The sequence below is a fragment of the Streptomyces sp. NBC_01520 genome (assembly GCF_045040375.1).
In the GTDB taxonomy this organism is placed as follows: Bacteria; Actinomycetota; Actinomycetes; order Streptomycetales; family Streptomycetaceae; genus Streptomyces.
This window is the reverse complement of sequence record NZ_CP109404.1, coordinates 5,890,146-5,905,832: the sequence shown is the minus strand read 5'-3', so window position 1 is coordinate 5,905,832 and position 15,687 is coordinate 5,890,146. Positions and strand designations below refer to the sequence as shown.

General features: G+C 70.8%; 13 protein-coding genes. 9 read left to right on the top strand and 4 right to left on the bottom strand.

Annotation, left to right across the window (positions count from 1 at the left end; translation table 11 throughout):
* Positions 1 to 30 precede the first annotated feature (30 nt).
* Positions 31 to 264, top strand: a complete 234-nt coding sequence (locus OG524_RS26965) for a DUF397 domain-containing protein (RefSeq protein WP_405393080.1) — start codon at positions 31 to 33, stop codon at positions 262 to 264.
* Between the two features lie 76 nt (positions 265 to 340).
* Here the strand turns inward: OG524_RS26965 and OG524_RS26960 are convergent, their stop codons facing one another.
* The 4 genes from OG524_RS26960 to eccB form a co-directional block, all read right to left on the bottom strand.
* Positions 341 to 649: a WXG100 family type VII secretion target gene (locus tag OG524_RS26960; protein ID WP_405388278.1), complete on the bottom strand. Its 309-nt coding sequence runs from the start codon at positions 647 to 649 to the stop codon at positions 341 to 343.
* A 51-nt stretch (positions 650 to 700) separates the two neighbouring features.
* Positions 701 to 1,051 carry a hypothetical protein gene (locus tag OG524_RS26955; protein WP_405388280.1) on the bottom strand — a complete coding sequence of 117 codons (351 nt, stop codon included), beginning with the start codon at positions 1,049 to 1,051 and terminating at the stop codon, positions 701 to 703.
* A gap of 224 nt (positions 1,052 to 1,275) precedes the next feature.
* Entirely contained in the window at positions 1,276 to 2,505 is a 1,230-nt protein-coding gene (gene mycP / locus OG524_RS26950) for a type VII secretion-associated serine protease mycosin (protein WP_405811810.1), read from the bottom strand.
* 44 nt (positions 2,506 to 2,549) lie between these two features.
* Positions 2,550 to 4,091 (bottom strand): type VII secretion protein EccB, encoded by a 1,542-nt coding sequence (eccB, locus tag OG524_RS26945; RefSeq protein ID WP_405388282.1) that lies wholly within the window; start codon positions 4,089 to 4,091, stop codon positions 2,550 to 2,552.
* A gap of 223 nt (positions 4,092 to 4,314) precedes the next feature.
* On the opposite strand from eccB, the gene eccE reads away from it, so the two are divergent.
* The 8 genes from eccE (at position 4,315) to OG524_RS26905 (ending at position 15,685) form a co-directional block, all read left to right on the top strand.
* Positions 4,315 to 5,667: a type VII secretion protein EccE gene (eccE, locus tag OG524_RS26940; protein WP_405388283.1), complete on the top strand. Its 1,353-nt coding sequence runs from the start codon at positions 4,315 to 4,317 to the stop codon at positions 5,665 to 5,667.
* A complete protein-coding gene (locus OG524_RS26935) occupies positions 5,667 to 6,389 on the top strand; it encodes a hypothetical protein (protein WP_405388284.1) in 723 nt (240 codons plus the stop codon). The genes eccE and OG524_RS26935 overlap by 1 nt, the downstream gene beginning before the upstream one ends.
* 335 nt (positions 6,390 to 6,724) lie before the next feature.
* Positions 6,725 to 9,538: an SCO5717 family growth-regulating ATPase gene (locus tag OG524_RS26930; protein ID WP_405811809.1), complete on the top strand. Its 2,814-nt coding sequence runs from the start codon at positions 6,725 to 6,727 to the stop codon at positions 9,536 to 9,538.
* Positions 9,539 to 9,736: 198 nt separating this feature from the next.
* Positions 9,737 to 11,611, top strand: coding sequence for an ABC transporter substrate-binding protein (locus tag OG524_RS26925; RefSeq protein ID WP_405811808.1), 1,875 nt, complete (start codon positions 9,737 to 9,739; stop codon positions 11,609 to 11,611).
* Positions 11,612 to 11,614: 3 nt separating this feature from the next.
* Positions 11,615 to 12,706 carry an ABC transporter permease gene (locus tag OG524_RS26920; protein ID WP_405388287.1) on the top strand — a complete coding sequence of 364 codons (1,092 nt, stop codon included), beginning with the start codon at positions 11,615 to 11,617 and terminating at the stop codon, positions 12,704 to 12,706.
* Entirely contained in the window at positions 12,703 to 13,623 is a 921-nt protein-coding gene (locus tag OG524_RS26915; protein ID WP_405388288.1) for an ABC transporter permease, read from the top strand. Before OG524_RS26920 ends, OG524_RS26915 begins: the two co-directional genes overlap by 4 nt.
* The gene (locus OG524_RS26910) at positions 13,620 to 14,678 is read left to right on the top strand and encodes an ABC transporter ATP-binding protein (protein WP_405811807.1); all 1,059 of its coding nucleotides are present in this window, start codon (positions 13,620 to 13,622) and stop codon (positions 14,676 to 14,678) included. Before OG524_RS26915 ends, OG524_RS26910 begins: the two co-directional genes overlap by 4 nt.
* Positions 14,675 to 15,685: an oligopeptide/dipeptide ABC transporter ATP-binding protein gene (locus OG524_RS26905; RefSeq protein WP_405388290.1), complete on the top strand. Its 1,011-nt coding sequence runs from the start codon at positions 14,675 to 14,677 to the stop codon at positions 15,683 to 15,685. The genes OG524_RS26910 and OG524_RS26905 overlap by 4 nt, the downstream gene beginning before the upstream one ends.
* The last annotated feature ends 2 nt before the right edge of the window (positions 15,686 to 15,687 follow it).

The following is a 15,687-nucleotide window of genomic DNA, read 5'->3' as shown; positions in this document are numbered from 1 at the left end:
CACTCCGCCGCGGAACACGAAAGGCGTCTGATGGGCACCCAGCAGGAGAAGGACGAGTTGTACGCGCTCGACATCTCGGGAGTCGAGTGGCTGAGCGCCCCCGGTACCGAGGAGGCCGAGGAGCGGGTCGAGATCGCGTATCTGCCGGACGGTGCCGTCGCGATGCGGTCCTCGCTCGATCCGGAGACCGTGCTGCGCTACACGGAGGCCGAGTGGCGTGCCTTCGTCCTGGGTGCGCGGGACGGCGAGTTCGACCTGAAGTAGGCCCTCGCGCGGACGGGGACACGGAAGAGGGGCACGCCCACCGGGCCGTGCCCCTCTTCCGTGTGCGGTTCCCGGGTCAGTACGCCTCGGTGAACAGGCGCGAGGACTTGAGGTCGGTGGAACGGTAGCTGTCCTTACCGTTCTCGATGATCTTCGCGACCTGCTCCAGGCGGTCCTTCATGTGGTCGGCCTTGCCCTTGTACTTCCCCTGGAGGGCGACGTACCCGCCGTGGGCCTCACCGTCCCAGGTGTCGGTGACGACCTTGAGGGCGGTGTCCATGTCTTCGAGGTCCTTGATGATGTTGCGCGACACCACACGGATGCGGTTCGCGATCTCCTGGACGCTCTCGTACCTGACCTTGGTGTTCGGGTCTGCTCCGGGCATGGTCTGCTCCTCCGGTGTTCTCTGTCTGTGAAAAGGGTGCTACGGCCTGGCTCAGACGTTGTTGAGCCCGGAGGAGTTGCCCGAGGAGGCGGACTCCTTCACCGAGTTGAAGGCCGCGCGGACCTCGTCGTCGTTGGCGTTGCTGAGGTTCTTGGTCTGGCTCACACCGTTGAGGAGCACCTGCAGCAGGCGCCGGATCTCGTCGTGGTCCTCATTGATGACGACCTGTGCGGACGAGAATCCGCCGGCGCCGACACCGGTCCAGCCCGCGCTGACGGTCGCAAGGATGTCGGCGAGCTCACGGGCCTGCCTGGAGACCGCTTCCGCGGTGTCGACGATCTTGTTCTTCGCCTGGATGATCGGATCGTCGGCAAGTCCGAAACCCGCACCGGTGTTGCTCATCCGGAGGTCCTATCTCTCAGTTCCCGGGCCTGTCCGCAGGTTGCGGACAGGGATTCTGAACGGGTTCCAAGAAGCGCCCGGCGGTGCTCGCGCACCCCGGAATCAGGCTCGTCCACTTCTCGTTCCCCCGTCACACACGTGAAGTCTGCTGCCACCCTAGCCACTTCGTCATCTCTGCCCAACCGGGCTTCACGGCGAGAGACACACCTCACCGTCGCGCGATCTCAGCCCACATCACGACGTCGCCGGACATCCCGGACGACTGTCGCGGTGCCGGTCACGACGCACACGAGGACGGCCGCCAGGGCCAGGGCGTAGGTGGCGTAGCGCTCGCTCCGTTCCTGCGGGGTCTCGGACATCGCGAGATACGCGGGCTCCGGCGCCGGTGCCCTGGGCGGTGCCGGGTCGGGGCGTGCGGCCGGCGACGGGACGTCGTCCTTGCCCCCCGCGAGGGCCCGTACGGGGTCGACGACGCCCCAGCCGACGAAGGCGTCGTGGCCGTTGACGGAGCGCTCGGCGGTCTGCTCGATGCGGGCGACGATCTCGGCCGCCGTCCAGTCGGGGTACTTGGCGACGAGGAGGGCGGCGACGCCCGCGACGTACGGCGCGGAGAAGCTGGTCCCGTTGTCGGTGCACTGGCCGTCGCCCGGGACGGTGGAGACGATGTCGACGCCCGGGGCGGCCACCCCGACGAACTCACCGGCCTGGGAGAAGGCGGCCCGTTCGTTGTTGCGGTCCGAGGAGGCGACGGCGAGGACGCCGGGGAAGGCCGCCGGGTAGGTGTTCTTGAGTTTTCCGTCCATGCCGTCGTTGCCCGCGGAGGCGACGACGACGATGTCCTTGGCGAGTGCCCTGGCCACGGCCCTGCCCAGTGCGGAGTCCTCGGTGAGCGCCTTGGTGGTGTCCTGGGAGATGTTGATGACCCCGGCCCCCTCGGCGATCGCGTGGTCGATCGCGGTGGCCATCGTGGTGTCCTTGCCGCTGTTCTTCTCGTCGTTCTGCCGGATCGGGATGATCGTGGCCTCGGGGGCCAGTCCGACGAATCCGGTTCCCTCACGGGGACGTGCGGCGATGATGCCGGCGACCTTGGTGCCGTGGCCGACCTCGTCGGTGGTGCCGTCGCTCTTGCCGCCCTTGAGGAGGTTGCGTCCCGCCGAGGTGTCGACGGCCTCCTTGAGCTGCGGATTGGCGATGTCCACACCGGTGTCGATGACCGCGACCTTGACGCCCTTGCCCTTGGTGTCCTGCCACAGTTCGTCGAGCAGGACGCGCTGCAGCGGCCAGGGGCGGCCCTCGAACTGCTCCTTCATCGGGAAGGTGCACTCGCCGCTGCCGTCGAGGGCCGGCCGGGCGCTGTCCCGCGCTCCTCCGTCGGCGTACGCGGTGTGCGGTGCCGCCAGTGCGGCCAGTGCGGCGGTGGCCGCCGCCACCGCAGCCGTCTTCCGGTACAACATCTGTTCCTCTCCCCCGTGTCCCGCGTTCGTCGTGGTGTCCGCGGCTACGAGCCCTGGGGCTGGCGTGCGCTGTTGGTGTCGAGCCGGGGGCCCTTGGCCAGGAAGTCCGACCAGGCGATCGGCACGAGCGTGGGCGTCACCTTCTCGTAGCCGAGCCGGATCTGCGCCTGGCTGGCCTCGGGCCTGCCGTCCTGTGCCTGCTGGTCCCCGGCGCCGATGTCGGAGCGCTCGGCGTCGCTGTCGCCGTTCGCCTGGACCGCGTACCGCAGCCCGGTGTCGGTCACCAGGAAGAGCGAACCGTCGGGGCTCGTCTGCTCGCCCTGGACCTGCGTGTAGAGCAGTCCGCTGCCCGGGGTGACGTAGGTGCTGGTGCCTCCGGCGTTGATCACGGCCGGATAGGCGGTGCCCGCCCAGGTGGACAGCGTCGTACGTCCCTTGTCGTCGACCTTGCGCAGCACGCTGCACACGGTGTCCCGGCTGCCGCCGCCTGCCGAGTTGACCTGCTCGGCCTTGTGGGCGGGCCAGCGGCTCGCCTGCCCCGCGAAGGTCCGGGTGTCCGGGACGAAGTCCTGCAGGCCGACGGAGCGTGCCTCGCTGTCGAGGTTCAGCGGCGCCGTCTGCGGGGAGTTGATCAGGAGCCAGGCCGTGAATTCGGAGACCGGCTGGACCTTGCCGTCCAGGACGAGGTAGTGGGTGGTGCCCTCGCCGGTCCTGGTCCGCAGGACCATGCCGACCTTGTTCTCCTCGGCGGAGAGCTGGCCCTCGATGTTCGCGGGTGCGCCGACCGTTCCGGGGATCTGCGGGAAGACGAGCGGACTGCCGTCGTGCAGGGTGGCCAGCCAGTCGTCGGTGACGGCCTGCGGCTGCCTGCTGCCGACCAGGGCGTTGGTCAGGTGGCCGTTGTCCGTGGCGCTCTCGTCGATGCGGTATTTGGTGCCGCTCGCGTCGACGAGGTAGCGGGCCTTGTCCTGCCCCTGGACGTAGAGGACCTGGCCTCCGCTCAGCTGCTGCTTGCCCTCGGTCAGCCTGTCCTCCCGCTCGGCGAAGACGAAGGCCGCCTTCTGCACGGTGTTCCCCTTGCCTCCGGGCTGCTCGCAGACCGCCCACCGCTTGGCGGTGCCCGCGTCCTTCGCCTCGGGCAGCCGGTCGGGGGCGTACGGGATGCCGAGGATCGGCCCGCGCGGGGGCTTGCCGGCGTCCAGGATGTCGTCGCCGACCTGGACGACGTCGAACTGCTGCGGGGTCAGCAGGAGTCTGGCGGAGGCCAGGTTGAGCACCGGGTGGAGGAGGGTCTTGCTGTCCTTGCCCTTGCCCGTGGAGAGCACGACGTACCGGGTGGTGGACTTCTTGCCGACGATCACCTTGGTGCCGGGCTTGTCCCAGTCCTTGGGCGCCGTGGGCTTGAACATCCCCCAGGCGCCGAAACCCGCCACGAACAGCGCGCCGACGATCAGGCTCGGGACGACGGCGCGCAGCGGGCGCGGGGCACCCTCCTCCGTACCTGTGGGCGAGGGTTGGAGGAATGCGGCCACCGTGCGCTTCTTCGCAAAGGTGTACGCGTTGAGCTCATCCCGCCGTGATGCCATGAGTGTGTCTGTCTCCCGTGTCTCCCCGCGCGGCCCAGGAGCGTACGCATCCCCGTCCCCTGTGCCGGACCCCGGATACCGGACCTGGTGCCGGACCGGCCCCCTACTATGCCTGCTGATCGTGGCCGCCGATGGGGCGGGTAGGGTGATCCAGCCGCCGAAGCCCCGGCGGGACAGGGGCGATCGGGTTGAGTTGGGGCCTTATGAACGGGGGAATGCCGGAATGATGGCTTCCGCGACACGGACACGTCCGGCCGGGAACACGCAGCCGTCCGGGGGTCCCGGATCCGGCCGCCGGGGGGTCTCCCGCAGAGGTTCGCGTACGGCTCCCGGTGGCCCCTCCGGCTCCGGTGGCGCCGCCGCTCCGCGGCTGAACGGACGCGCCGGACAGGTCGGTTCGTTCCGATTGCAACAGCTTGTACTGGTCGAGATCGCGGCTGCGCTGCTGCTCGCCGCGTGGGTGATCGAGCCGCTGCTCCTCGTGCCCGCGGGTGTCGTCGCCGCGGTGCTGGTGCTGCTCGCCGTCGTCCGCAGGCACCGCCGGTCGCTCCCGGAGTGGCTGAGCACCGTCCTCGCACTGCGCACGCGCAGCCGCCGGGCCGCCTCCCTGGTCCTGCCCGCGGGTACGGAGCCAGGGCTGGCGCCCGCCGTGGAGTGCGAACCGGCTTTGCGTACCTACTCGTTCAGCGACCGCGACCGCCGCCCGGTCGGGATGATCGGCGACGGCACCTACCTCTCGGCCGTCGTCCAGGTCGAGTCGGACGCCACCGCGCTGCGCCCGGACCGCTCGGAACGGCCGCTGCCCCTGACGCTCGTACGGGACGTGCTGGAGGTCGACGGGATCCGGCTGGAGTCGGCGCAGATCGTGCAGCACACCCAGCCGGCTCCCGCCCCGCACCTGCCGCCGCAGTCGGTGGCGGCGCGGAACTACGCGCCGTTGCAGGCCCGGACGGGTTCGCCCGCGCTGCGGGTCACCTGGATCGCGCTGAAGCTGGACCCGGAGCTCTGCCCGGAGGCGGTGGCGGCGCGCGGCGGCGGGATCGTCGGGGCGCAGAAGTGCGCCGTACGCGCGGCGGACCAGCTCGCGAGCCGGCTGACCGGTGCCGGGTTCCGGGCGACCGTGCTCACCGAGCAGGAACTGATCTCGGCGATCGCGACCTCGGCGTGCGTCAGCCCGTCGGCGATGGCGCAGGCCAGCCGGACGGAGACGCCGGGCCGTCGTACCGAGGAGTCCTCGCGCACCTGGCGCTGCGACGACCGCTGGCACACCAGCTACTGGGTGAGCCGCTGGCCGCACCTGGGCGGCGGCGGGGCGTCGATGCCGCAGTTGGTCGCCCTGCTGACCTCCGTCCCGGCACTCGCCACGACGTTCAGCCTGACGCTGGGGCACGGCGACCGCTCGGCGGTCTCGGTCACGGGGCACATCCGCATCACCGGGCGCAGCGACGAGGAACTCCTCGCCGCCCGGCACGAACTGGAGCGCACCGCGCGCGGCGTCAAGGCGTCGCTGGTGCGGCTGGACCGCGAGCAGCTGCCCGGTGTGCTCGCCACGCTGCCGCTCGGGGGTACCCGCTGATGTCCGCCACCACGAGCTCCCGGTCCCGGCTGGGATTCGGTCTGATCGGTCCGCGTCGCGGCCGGCACACGGTGTCGTTCGACGAACTGGCCTCGCTGGCACTGCCCGTCGGTGACGACGGCACGGTCATCGGGGTGGACGCGGAGGGACGCCCGGCGGTGCTGGGCATCAACCGGCCGACTCCGTACGAGGTCACGCTGATCGGCGGACTGTGGACCGCCCAGGTCCTGGCGCTGCGTACGGCGGCGACGGGTGCCCGGATCGCCGTCGAGACGGGGCGGTCGCAGGCCTGGACGGCTCTCGCACAGGCGGCGGGCGGCGGGCAGCCGTGCGTCTCGCTGCACGACGTGGGCCGGATCCCGCCGCAGGGTGCCTCGGCCGGGTCCCCGGTGGTCGTGGTGCGCGACTGCGGCATGCGGCCGCCGCGCGGGCGCGTGGTGGCGGGGCCCTGGCAGTCGGTGGTGACCCTGCTGCCGTATCTGAGCCCGGTGGCCCCACGGCTGATGGAGAAGTCGGCCCTCGTCGGCGTCCAGCGGGTCTCCCCCGACGAGGCGGCACAGATCGGCCGGATCATGAATCTGCCGGCCGCCGAGACCCAGGCGCTGTCCACCCTGGCCGACGGCGTCACGCTGTGGTGCACGGACCGGGACCGGCAGTTCGTGATGACCCAGGCCACCGACGCCGAGTCCGGACTGCTGGGCAGCGCGCGCCGGATGGACTGAGCGTTCCCGCGGAGCGCTCGCACGTGAGGGCAGCGTAAGAGCCGCGTACGGATCGTGTTCCGTCATCGGATGCGCCCTTTCGACCACTTCGACCTGCCCACTCCTGCACAGTTCGTTCACTTGTAGGCGCGGCGTGACCTACTGGACAGTCCTCCCGTGCGATACGGCCTGCCGTAGCACGCCCCCTGGCGATTAGGGTGGGTGCGGGCGCGGCAGAGGAACCTGCGGGCAGGCACTGCGCGTCGCAAGGGGGGAGAGCCGGGCGGACCGGACAACGGGAACGGTCGCCCCCGCCCACCACGGCACAAGGGTGCTCGACCACACCAGGAGGCAAAGTGAACGGCGATCGGGACGAGATCCGCGGGGGATGGAACACGCCCGTCGACGAGTCGTCCGACGCGGAGCCCGCAGAGATGACGGGTGAGTTCACCATCGACTACACCCCGCCCGCCTGGTACACGCAGAGCGCGTCGGGGGACTCGTCGGGCGGGGCGGGGTCGCATCTGGCGCCGCCTCCGCCGCCGCACGGGGCTCCGGTGCCGGGGCTGCCCGCCGGGGGCGGATTCGAGCAGAACTGGTCGCCGGCTCCGCCCGCGCCGGCTGTGCCCGCTGCGCCGTCCGCGCCGTCCGCGCCGTCCGTGCCGTCTTCCGAGACCGGGGCGGCGGGTCCGGCTTCGGCTTCGGCCGGTTCCGAGGGGACGGGTGCCGGGAGCGGTGCGGCCGATCCGTTCGGCGGCGGTGATCTGGAGAGTGGCGCGACGATGCGGTTCTCCCCCGCCGCGCTGAAGCAGGAGATCGCGGAGCGCGAGGCGGCGGCCGAGGCCGAGGCCGCCGTGTCGTCGGCTTCCGTTCCTGACGCGCCCTCGGCCGGAACGGCGCAGGACGCCACGGCAGGTTCCACCACCGAGGCCGGGGACATCGAGGCGGACCCATCCGTTCCGGTGAACGAGAGGTCCGGCGAGTCCGAGAAGATCACGGACGCCTCCGCCCCGGATCCGGGCACCAACACCGGCACCGGCACGCACGCCGACACGAACACCGCCGCGGATTCCGTACGGGCGGCCGACGAGCTGCCCGCGACGGACGCCTCGAAGGCCGACGCGCCCGCGGACCTCGCCGGCCCCACCACGGACGCGGCGCCCCAGGGCGCGTCTCCTGCCGACGCCCCCCAGTACGCCGCGCGGTCGAACGTACCGGCGCCGTGGTCCCCCGCGCCGCCCGCGCCGGGTGCCGTTCCGCCGCTGCCGCCGGCCTTCCAGCCTGCCGCGCCGCAGCCTGCCGCGCCGCAGCCCGGCGCGCCCCAGCCCGCACCGCAGTGGCCCGCGCAGGCGCCGCCGCAGCAGCATTTCCCGGCGCAGGGCGCACCTCAACTGCCCCCGGCCCAGGCGCAGCCCCAGCAGCAGCCCGGCTACGGTTTCCCACCGCAGGCGCAGCCCCAGCCCGGTTACGGTTTCCCGCCGCAGGCCCCGCACCTGCCCGCGCAGGGTGCCCCGCTCCCTCCGCAGATCCCCCAGCAGCCGGCCCGGGCCACGCCCAACCTGCCCGCTCCGGCCGCTCCGCACCAGCAGCCGCAGCCGCAGCAACAGCAACAGCAACAGCAACAGCCCGAGGCGTACCAGCCCCAGCAGCCCGCCCCCCAGGCCCCGCCCGTCGATCCGCGTACCGGCGCCGCCTGGCCCACGCCGGTGACCCATGACCAGCGTGAGCGTTCCGTGCCGGGCGCTCCGCTCGGCTACACGGCCGCGGTCGAGCTCTCCTCCGACCGGCTGGTCCGGGGCAAGCAGAAGGCGAAGAGCAGCCGCAACCCCTCCGGTGCCTCCCGATTCAAGCTGGGCGGCAAGAAGGAGGAGATCGAGCGGCAGCGCAAGCTGGAGCTGATCCGCACCCCGGTGCTGTCCTGCTACCGGATCGCGGTCATCAGCCTCAAGGGCGGCGTCGGCAAGACCACGACGACGACCGCGCTCGGCTCGACCCTGGCCACCGAGCGGCAGGACAAGATCCTCGCCATCGACGCCAACCCGGACGCCGGTACGCTCGGCCGCCGGGTGCGCCGTGAGACCGGGGCCACCATCCGCGACCTGGTCCAGGCGATCCCGTACCTCAACTCGTACATGGACATCCGCCGCTTCACCTCGCAGGCCTCCTCCGGTCTGGAGATCATCGCCAACGACGTGGACCCGGCGGTCTCCACGACGTTCAACGACGAGGACTACCGCCGGGCGATCGGCGTCCTGGGCAAGCAGTACCCAATCATCCTCACCGACTCGGGCACCGGTCTGCTCTACAGCGCGATGCGCGGCGTGCTGGACCTCGCCGACCAGCTGATCATCATCTCGACGCCGTCCGTCGACGGCGCGTCCAGCGCGTCCACCACGCTGGACTGGCTGTCGGCGCACGGCTACGCGGATCTGGTGCAGCGTTCGCTCACCGTCATCTCCGGTGTCCGCGAGACCGGAAAGATGATCAAGGTCGACGACATCGTCCAGCACTTCGAGACGCGCTGCCGCGGTGTGGTGGTCGTGCCGTTCGACGAACACCTGTCGGCGGGCGCCGAGGTCGACCTGGACATGATGCGCCCGAAGACGCGCGAGGCGTACTTCAACCTCTCCGCGCTCGTCGCCGAGGACTTCCAGCGGGCCCAGCAGCAGCAGGGGCTGTGGACGGCGGAGGGCAGCAACCCGCCGCCGCAGTTCGCCCCTCCGATGCCCGGACAACAGCAGTACACACCTCAGCAGCAGCCGTACCCGGGGCAGCCGCAGCCCGGACAGCCCCAGCAGCCGTACCCGCCGCAGCCGCAGCCCGGACAGCCGCAGCACCCCCAACAGCCGTATCCGCAGCAGCCGTACGGAGGACAACCGCCGTACGGGGGACAGCAGCCGTACGGCGGCCAGCAGCCTCCGCAGCAGCAGGGCGCGGCGCCGCAGCAGCCCTATCCGCCGCACCCCGGTCCGGGTGCGCAGCAGAACGGCTGGCAGCAGTCACCGCCCTCCCAGGCGCAGTCGGGCGCGAACCCGGCCGGACCGGCTCCGAGGGCCCCGCACGCCGATGGCCAGGCACATCAGCCCGGACAGCCGGAACTGCAAGGTCCCGTTCCGCCGGCAGGCCGGCAGCAGTACCCTCCGCAGCCGCCGCCGGCGCCTCAGCAGTAAGGCAGTAGAGGTCTAAACCAATGAGGGCTCGCACCGTTCCCACGGTGCGGGCCCTTCTTGTATTCCCGCAGACCACACGCGGTTTGGTGGACCGTTGACGTGACTCGACCGGCGCTGATAAACCTTCGCTTCACCAGCTGGCGAACCAGAGATCTGCCCGCCTTCACCGTGCGAGTCAAGACGCGAGGTCTACGTCCTATGGTCACAAGATTCCCCCCACGCTCTCCCCGCACACGGGGCCGCGTGCGCATCCTCCTTGCCTCCGGGGCCGCCGCGTTGGCGCTGGCCGCCGGATCGGTCGTCCCCGGCAACCCGGTCGGTCCCGCCGCGCAGGAGGCACAGGCGGCCGACGGGAAGTCGACGCTCACGGTCGCGGTCGCGCAGAGTGTCGACTCCCTGAGCCCGTTCCTCGCGCAGCGGCTGGTGTCCACTAGCATCCACCGGCTGATGTACGACTACCTCACCAACTACGACGCCAAGGACAGCCACACGATCCCCGCGCTCGCCACCGAGTGGGAGGCCTCGGCGGACAAGCTGACGTGGACGTACACCATCCGGGACGACTCGAAGTGGTCGGACGGCGAGAAGGCGACCGCCGAGGACGCGGCGTGGACCTTCAACAAGATGATGACCGACGAGGCCGCCGCCACGTCGAACGGCAGTTTCGTCGGCAACTTCAAGACGGTGACCGCGCCGAGTCCGGACAAGCTGGTCATAGAGCTGAAGCAGCCTCAGGCCACGATGACGGCGCTGGATGTGCCCATCGTTCCCAAGCACGTCTGGGAGAAGGTCGGCGACTTCTCGAAGTTCAACAACGACACGAAGTTCCCGATCGTCGGCAACGGGCCGTTCATCCTGACGGACTACAAGGTCGACAGCTATGTGAAGCTGAAGGCCAACAAGGACTTCTGGCGGGGCGCTCCCAAGTTCGACGAGCTCGTCTTCCGGTACTACAAGGACCAGGACGCAGCCGTCGCCGCCCTCCGAAAGGGTGAAGTTTCCTTCGTGGCCGGCAGCCCGAGCCTGACGCCCGCGCAGGCCGCGTCGCTGAAGACCGCCGAGAACATCAAGGTGAACGATGCCCCCGGCCGGCGCTTCTACGCACTGGCCACCAACCCCGGCGCGCAGACCAAGGACGGCAAGAAGTTCGGCGACGGACATCCGGCGCTCCTGGACCAGAAGGTCCGTCAGGCGCTCTTCATGAGCGTCGACCGCACGACCATCATCGACAAGGTCTTCCAGGGCCACGCCATAGAGGGCGAGGGCTACATCCCGCCCCGCTACGGCTCGTACTTCTGGAAGCCGACGGCCGAACAGAAACTCGCCTACGACCCGGCGAAGGCCGGTGCGCTCCTCGACCAGGCGGGCTACAAGAAGAACGGCGCGGGCAAGCGGGCCGGCAAGGACGGCAAGCCGCTCGACTTCCGCATCCTGTGCCACGCCACGGACCCGAACGACAAGGCGATCGGCAAGTACCTCCAGGAGTGGTGGGGCGACCTCGGGGTCGGCCTGAAGGTCGACTGCCGGGACAACGTCTCCGACCCCTGGTACGCGGGTGAGTACGACCTCGCCTTCGACGGCTGGTCCGTCAACCCGGACCCCGACTTCGTGATGTCGATCCACACCTGCGCCGCGCTCCCGTCCAAGGCGAAGGAGTCGGCGGCGACCGACAACTTCATCTGCGACAAGCAGTACGACGCGCTGTACGCGAAGCAGCTCGCGGAGTACGACCCCGCCAAACGGGCTGACCTCGTCAAGCAGATGGAGTCGCGGCTGTACGACACGGGGTACATGAATGTCATGGCGTACCCGAATGCTGTCGAGGCCTACCGCACCGACCAGATCAAGTCCATCACGACGATGCCCTCCGATGCGGGGAACATCTTCGGCCAGGACGGTTACTGGAGCTGGTGGTCGGCGGTCCCGGCCTCCGGTGCGTCGGGCGGTTCGTCCGGCGACAGCGGCAGCTCCACCGGAGTCCTCATCGGTGTCGGAATCGCCGTAGTCGTCCTCGCCGGTGGCGGGCTGCTGTTCGCCATGCGTCGTCGTTCCACCGCGGAAGACCGTGAATAGTCCATGAGCACAGAAAGCACTCCCGCGCTCCTGAAGAGCGCGGCGGGCGTGGACACTGTGCAGGCCGACGGCCCGGCTCCGGCCGGGCCGTCGGCCCGCAGTCCGCGTGCCCGCAGCACGACCGCCTATCTCCGTTATGCGGCGGGCAAGCTGGCCGGTGCGGCCGTCTCGCTGTTCGCCGTGCTCGTCACCAGCTTCTTCCTCTTCCGGATGATCCCCGGCGACCCGGTCAAGCAGATGACGGGTGGCCGGCAGGTCTCCACCGAGCAGATCGCCGCGATGCGCCGGGAATTCGGGCTGGACCTGCCGCTCTGGCAGCAGTTCACCCAGTACTGCGGCAAGGCCCTGACCGGGGACTTCGGCACGTCCTACCAGTTCCGCGCACCCGTCATGGACAAGATCTCCGAGGCGCTGCCCGCGACGCTGCTGCTCACCGGTACCGCCTTCGTGATCTACACGGCGATCGGCATCTGGCTGGGTGCCAGGTCCGCCTGGCGCAACGGCTCGGCCGGGGACCGCTTCCACACGGCCTTCGCCCTGACGCTGTACTCGGTGCCGTCGTTCTGGCTCGGCCTGCTCCTGATCGTCACCCTGTCGGTGGGCATCGGCCCGATCCCGGGTCTCTTCCCGACGGGCGGCATGGAATCGGGCAACTCCAGCGGCTTCGGCTACGTCCTCGACGTCGCCCACCACCTGGTCCTGCCGGTCGTCACCCTCGTCGCCGTCGAGTACGCGCGCACCCTGCTGGTGATGCGCTCCTCGCTGCTCGACGAGATGGGCAGCGACTACCTGACGACGGCACGGGCGAAGGGGCTGCGCGACGACCTCGTACGCCGCCGTCATGCCGTACCGAACGCGATGCTGCCGACGGTGACGCTGCTCTTCGTCAACCTGGGCCACACCGTCGCGGGAGCGATCCTGGTGGAGACGGTGTTCTCCTGGCCCGGCCTCGGCGGGCTCTTCTACCAGGCCCTGAGCGTGCCCGACCTGCCACTGGTGCAGGCGCTGTTCTTCGTCTTCGCCGCTGCGGTGATCCTGATGAACACGCTCGCCGATGTGATCTATCCGCTCCTCGATCCCCGGGTGGGCCGATGACGACCACGACCGACGCGGTGAAGACCATCAGCCCGCGTGCCCTCACCCGGGCCCGGAGGCGTCATGCCGCCGCCCGCTTCTGGCGTGAGTACCGCAGCCACCGGGCCGGCCTCGCCGGCCTTGCCGTGCTCGCGCTGATCGCCCTGATCGCGTTGTTCGCCCCGCTGCTGGTGGGAGCGGACTCGCAGAGCGTCACCCAGGCGCCGGGCGGTCCAATGGAGTCGCCAAGCGCCGAATTCCCGCTCGGAACCGACCAGTTCGGCCGCAGCCTGCTGGCCCTGCTCGTGTGGGGGACGCGGGTCTCGCTGACCGTCGGCCTGCTCGCCGCGTTCCTCACGGTGGCCATCGGGACCGTGGTGGGCATCACGGCGGGTCACTTCAAGGGCTGGTACGGGAACGTCGTCATGCGGGTCACCGACTGGTTCCTCGTGATGCCGACCCTGGTGCTGGCCATCGCGCTGGCCACGGTGCTCTCGCGGTCCGTCTGGACGACGGTCCTCGCCATCGGCGTGACGACCTGGCCGACGACGGCGCGGCTGGTCCGTGCGCAGACGCTGTCCGTGGAGTCACGTCCGTACATCGAGCGCTCCAAGGCGCTCGGCGGGGGCCACGGCCACATCATGTCCCGGCATGTGCTGCCCAATGTGATGCCCCTGGTGCTCGCCCAGACCACGCTGGTGATCTCCATGGCCATCCTCACCGAGGCGACCCTCGCCTTCCTCGGGCTCGGCGATCCGACGATCGTCTCCTGGGGCGGGCTGCTCCAGGACGCCCGTGAGGCCGGGGCGGTCAGCTCCGGCAACTGGTGGTACCTCGCTCCGCCCGGACTCGCCATCGCTGTCGTCGCCCTCGCGTTCACGCTGTGCGGCCGCACGATCGAGTCCGTGCTCAACCCCAAGCTGGGGGTGACCCGTTGACCGCTGTGAAGACAGAGACAGTTAAGGAACCGGAGACCCGGCAGCCGTTGCTCGACGTCAGGAACCTCCACATCACCTACGGCGCGGGAGACTCCGCCGTCCCCGCCGTACGGGGCGTCGATCTGCGGGTCGAGGCGGGCCAGAAGCTCGGTATCGCCGGGGAGTCCGGCTGCGGGAAGTCGACGCTGGCGCTCGCGCTGCTGCGGCTGCTGCCCGCGACCGCGACCCTCAGCGGCCAGATCCTGCTGGACGGTGAGGACGTCCTCACCATGAAGTGGGGCCGGCTGCGCGCGGTGCGCTGGGCGGGGGCGTCGATCGTCTTCCAGGGCGCGATGCACTCGCTGAACGCCGTGCACCGGATCGGGGACCAGATCGCCGAGCCGATCCTGCTGCACAAGAAGGCCACCCCGGCCGCCGCGCACAAGCGGGCGGGCGAACTGCTGGAACAGGTGGGGCTTCCCGCCGCGCGGGCCGACGCCTATCCCCACGAGCTGTCCGGCGGGCAGCGCCAGCGCGTGATGATCGCCATGGCGCTGGCCTGCGACCCGCGGCTGATCATCGCCGACGAGCCGACCACCGCGCTCGACGTGATGATCCAGGCCCAGATCCTGCGGCTGATCGAGCAGCTCGTCGCCGACCAGGACCTCGGGCTCATCATGATCAGCCATGACCTGGCGGTGCTCTCCGACACCTGCGACCGCCTGTCGGTGATGTACGCGGGCCGGATCGTCGAGGAGGGTCCCGCCAAACAGGTGTACGAGAACGCCAGGCACCCGTACGGCAACGCGCTGTCGGCCGCCTTCCCCCGGATCGGCGACCTCACGTCCCGGCACGCTCCGCGCGGTCTGCCGGGCGACCCGCCGGACCCGTCGGCGCTGCCGTCCGGCTGTACGTTCCATCCGCGCTGCCCCGTGGCACTGGACTCCTGCGCCACCGAGGAACAGGAGCTGCGGCCTGCCGGTGAGGACCGGCGGGCGGCCTGCGTGCTGATGGACCCGGATGCCGTCACGACGCCCCGGCCGCATGGCGGCGACACGGCAAGGAGCACCACATGACCGCCACTCCCCCGGCCCCCCTGCTCAGCGCGGAGGCCCTGAGGGTCGCCTTCCCCGGACGGCGCGGGGCGGCGACGGCGCGTGCCGTCGACGGCGTCGACCTCGACATCCGGCCCGGCGAGATCGTCGCCCTGGTCGGCGAGTCCGGCTGCGGCAAGACGACGCTCGCCCGCTCCCTGCTGGGCCTGGTGCCCGCCACGTCCGGCCGGGTCACGTTCGGCGGCAAGCCGCTCGACTACTCGGGGCGGGCCCTCAAGGCGTACCGCAAGCGGGTGCAGCTGGTGCTGCAGGACCCCAGCGGCTCCCTCAACCCCCGGCACACGGTGTACGACGCGGTGGCGGAGGGCCTGCGCATCCACGGGTACACGGGCGACGAGCGGACCGCGGTGGCGGGGGCGCTGGCGCGGGCGGGGCTGCGGCCCCCTGAGCGGTTCTTCCTGCGGTATCCGCACGAGCTGTCCGGCGGTCAGCGCCAGCGCGTGGTGATCGCGGGCGCACTGGTCCTGGAGCCCGAGCTCATCGTCGCGGACGAGCCGGTGGCGTCGCTGGACGCGTCGGTGCGCGGCGAGATCCTGGCCCTGCTGCTGCGGCTGCGCGACGAGCTGGGCCTGTCTGCGCTGGTGGTCACGCACGACCTGGGGCTGGCGTGGAACATCGCGGACCGGGTGGCGGTGATGTATCTGGGCCGGATCGTCGAGACGGGTGACGTGGAGCAGATCCTCACGGCACCCCGGCACCCGTACACGCAGGCGCTGCTGTCCGTGCTGCCGGAGGCGGAGGGCGACCCGGTGATCCTGACCGGGGAGCCGCCGGACCCGTCGAAGGTGCCGTCGGGCTGCCGTTTCCATGCCCGCTGCCAGGTCCTCGCGTCGGGCGAGGCGGAACGCGCGGGGGTGGCGGACGCGTGCCGCACGAAGGACCTGCCGGTGCTGGAGGGCGGGGGCCGGACGCAGGTGGCCTGCCACTGGGCGGCGGCGAAGCCCGAACCTGCTTCGGCCGGGGGCTGAGT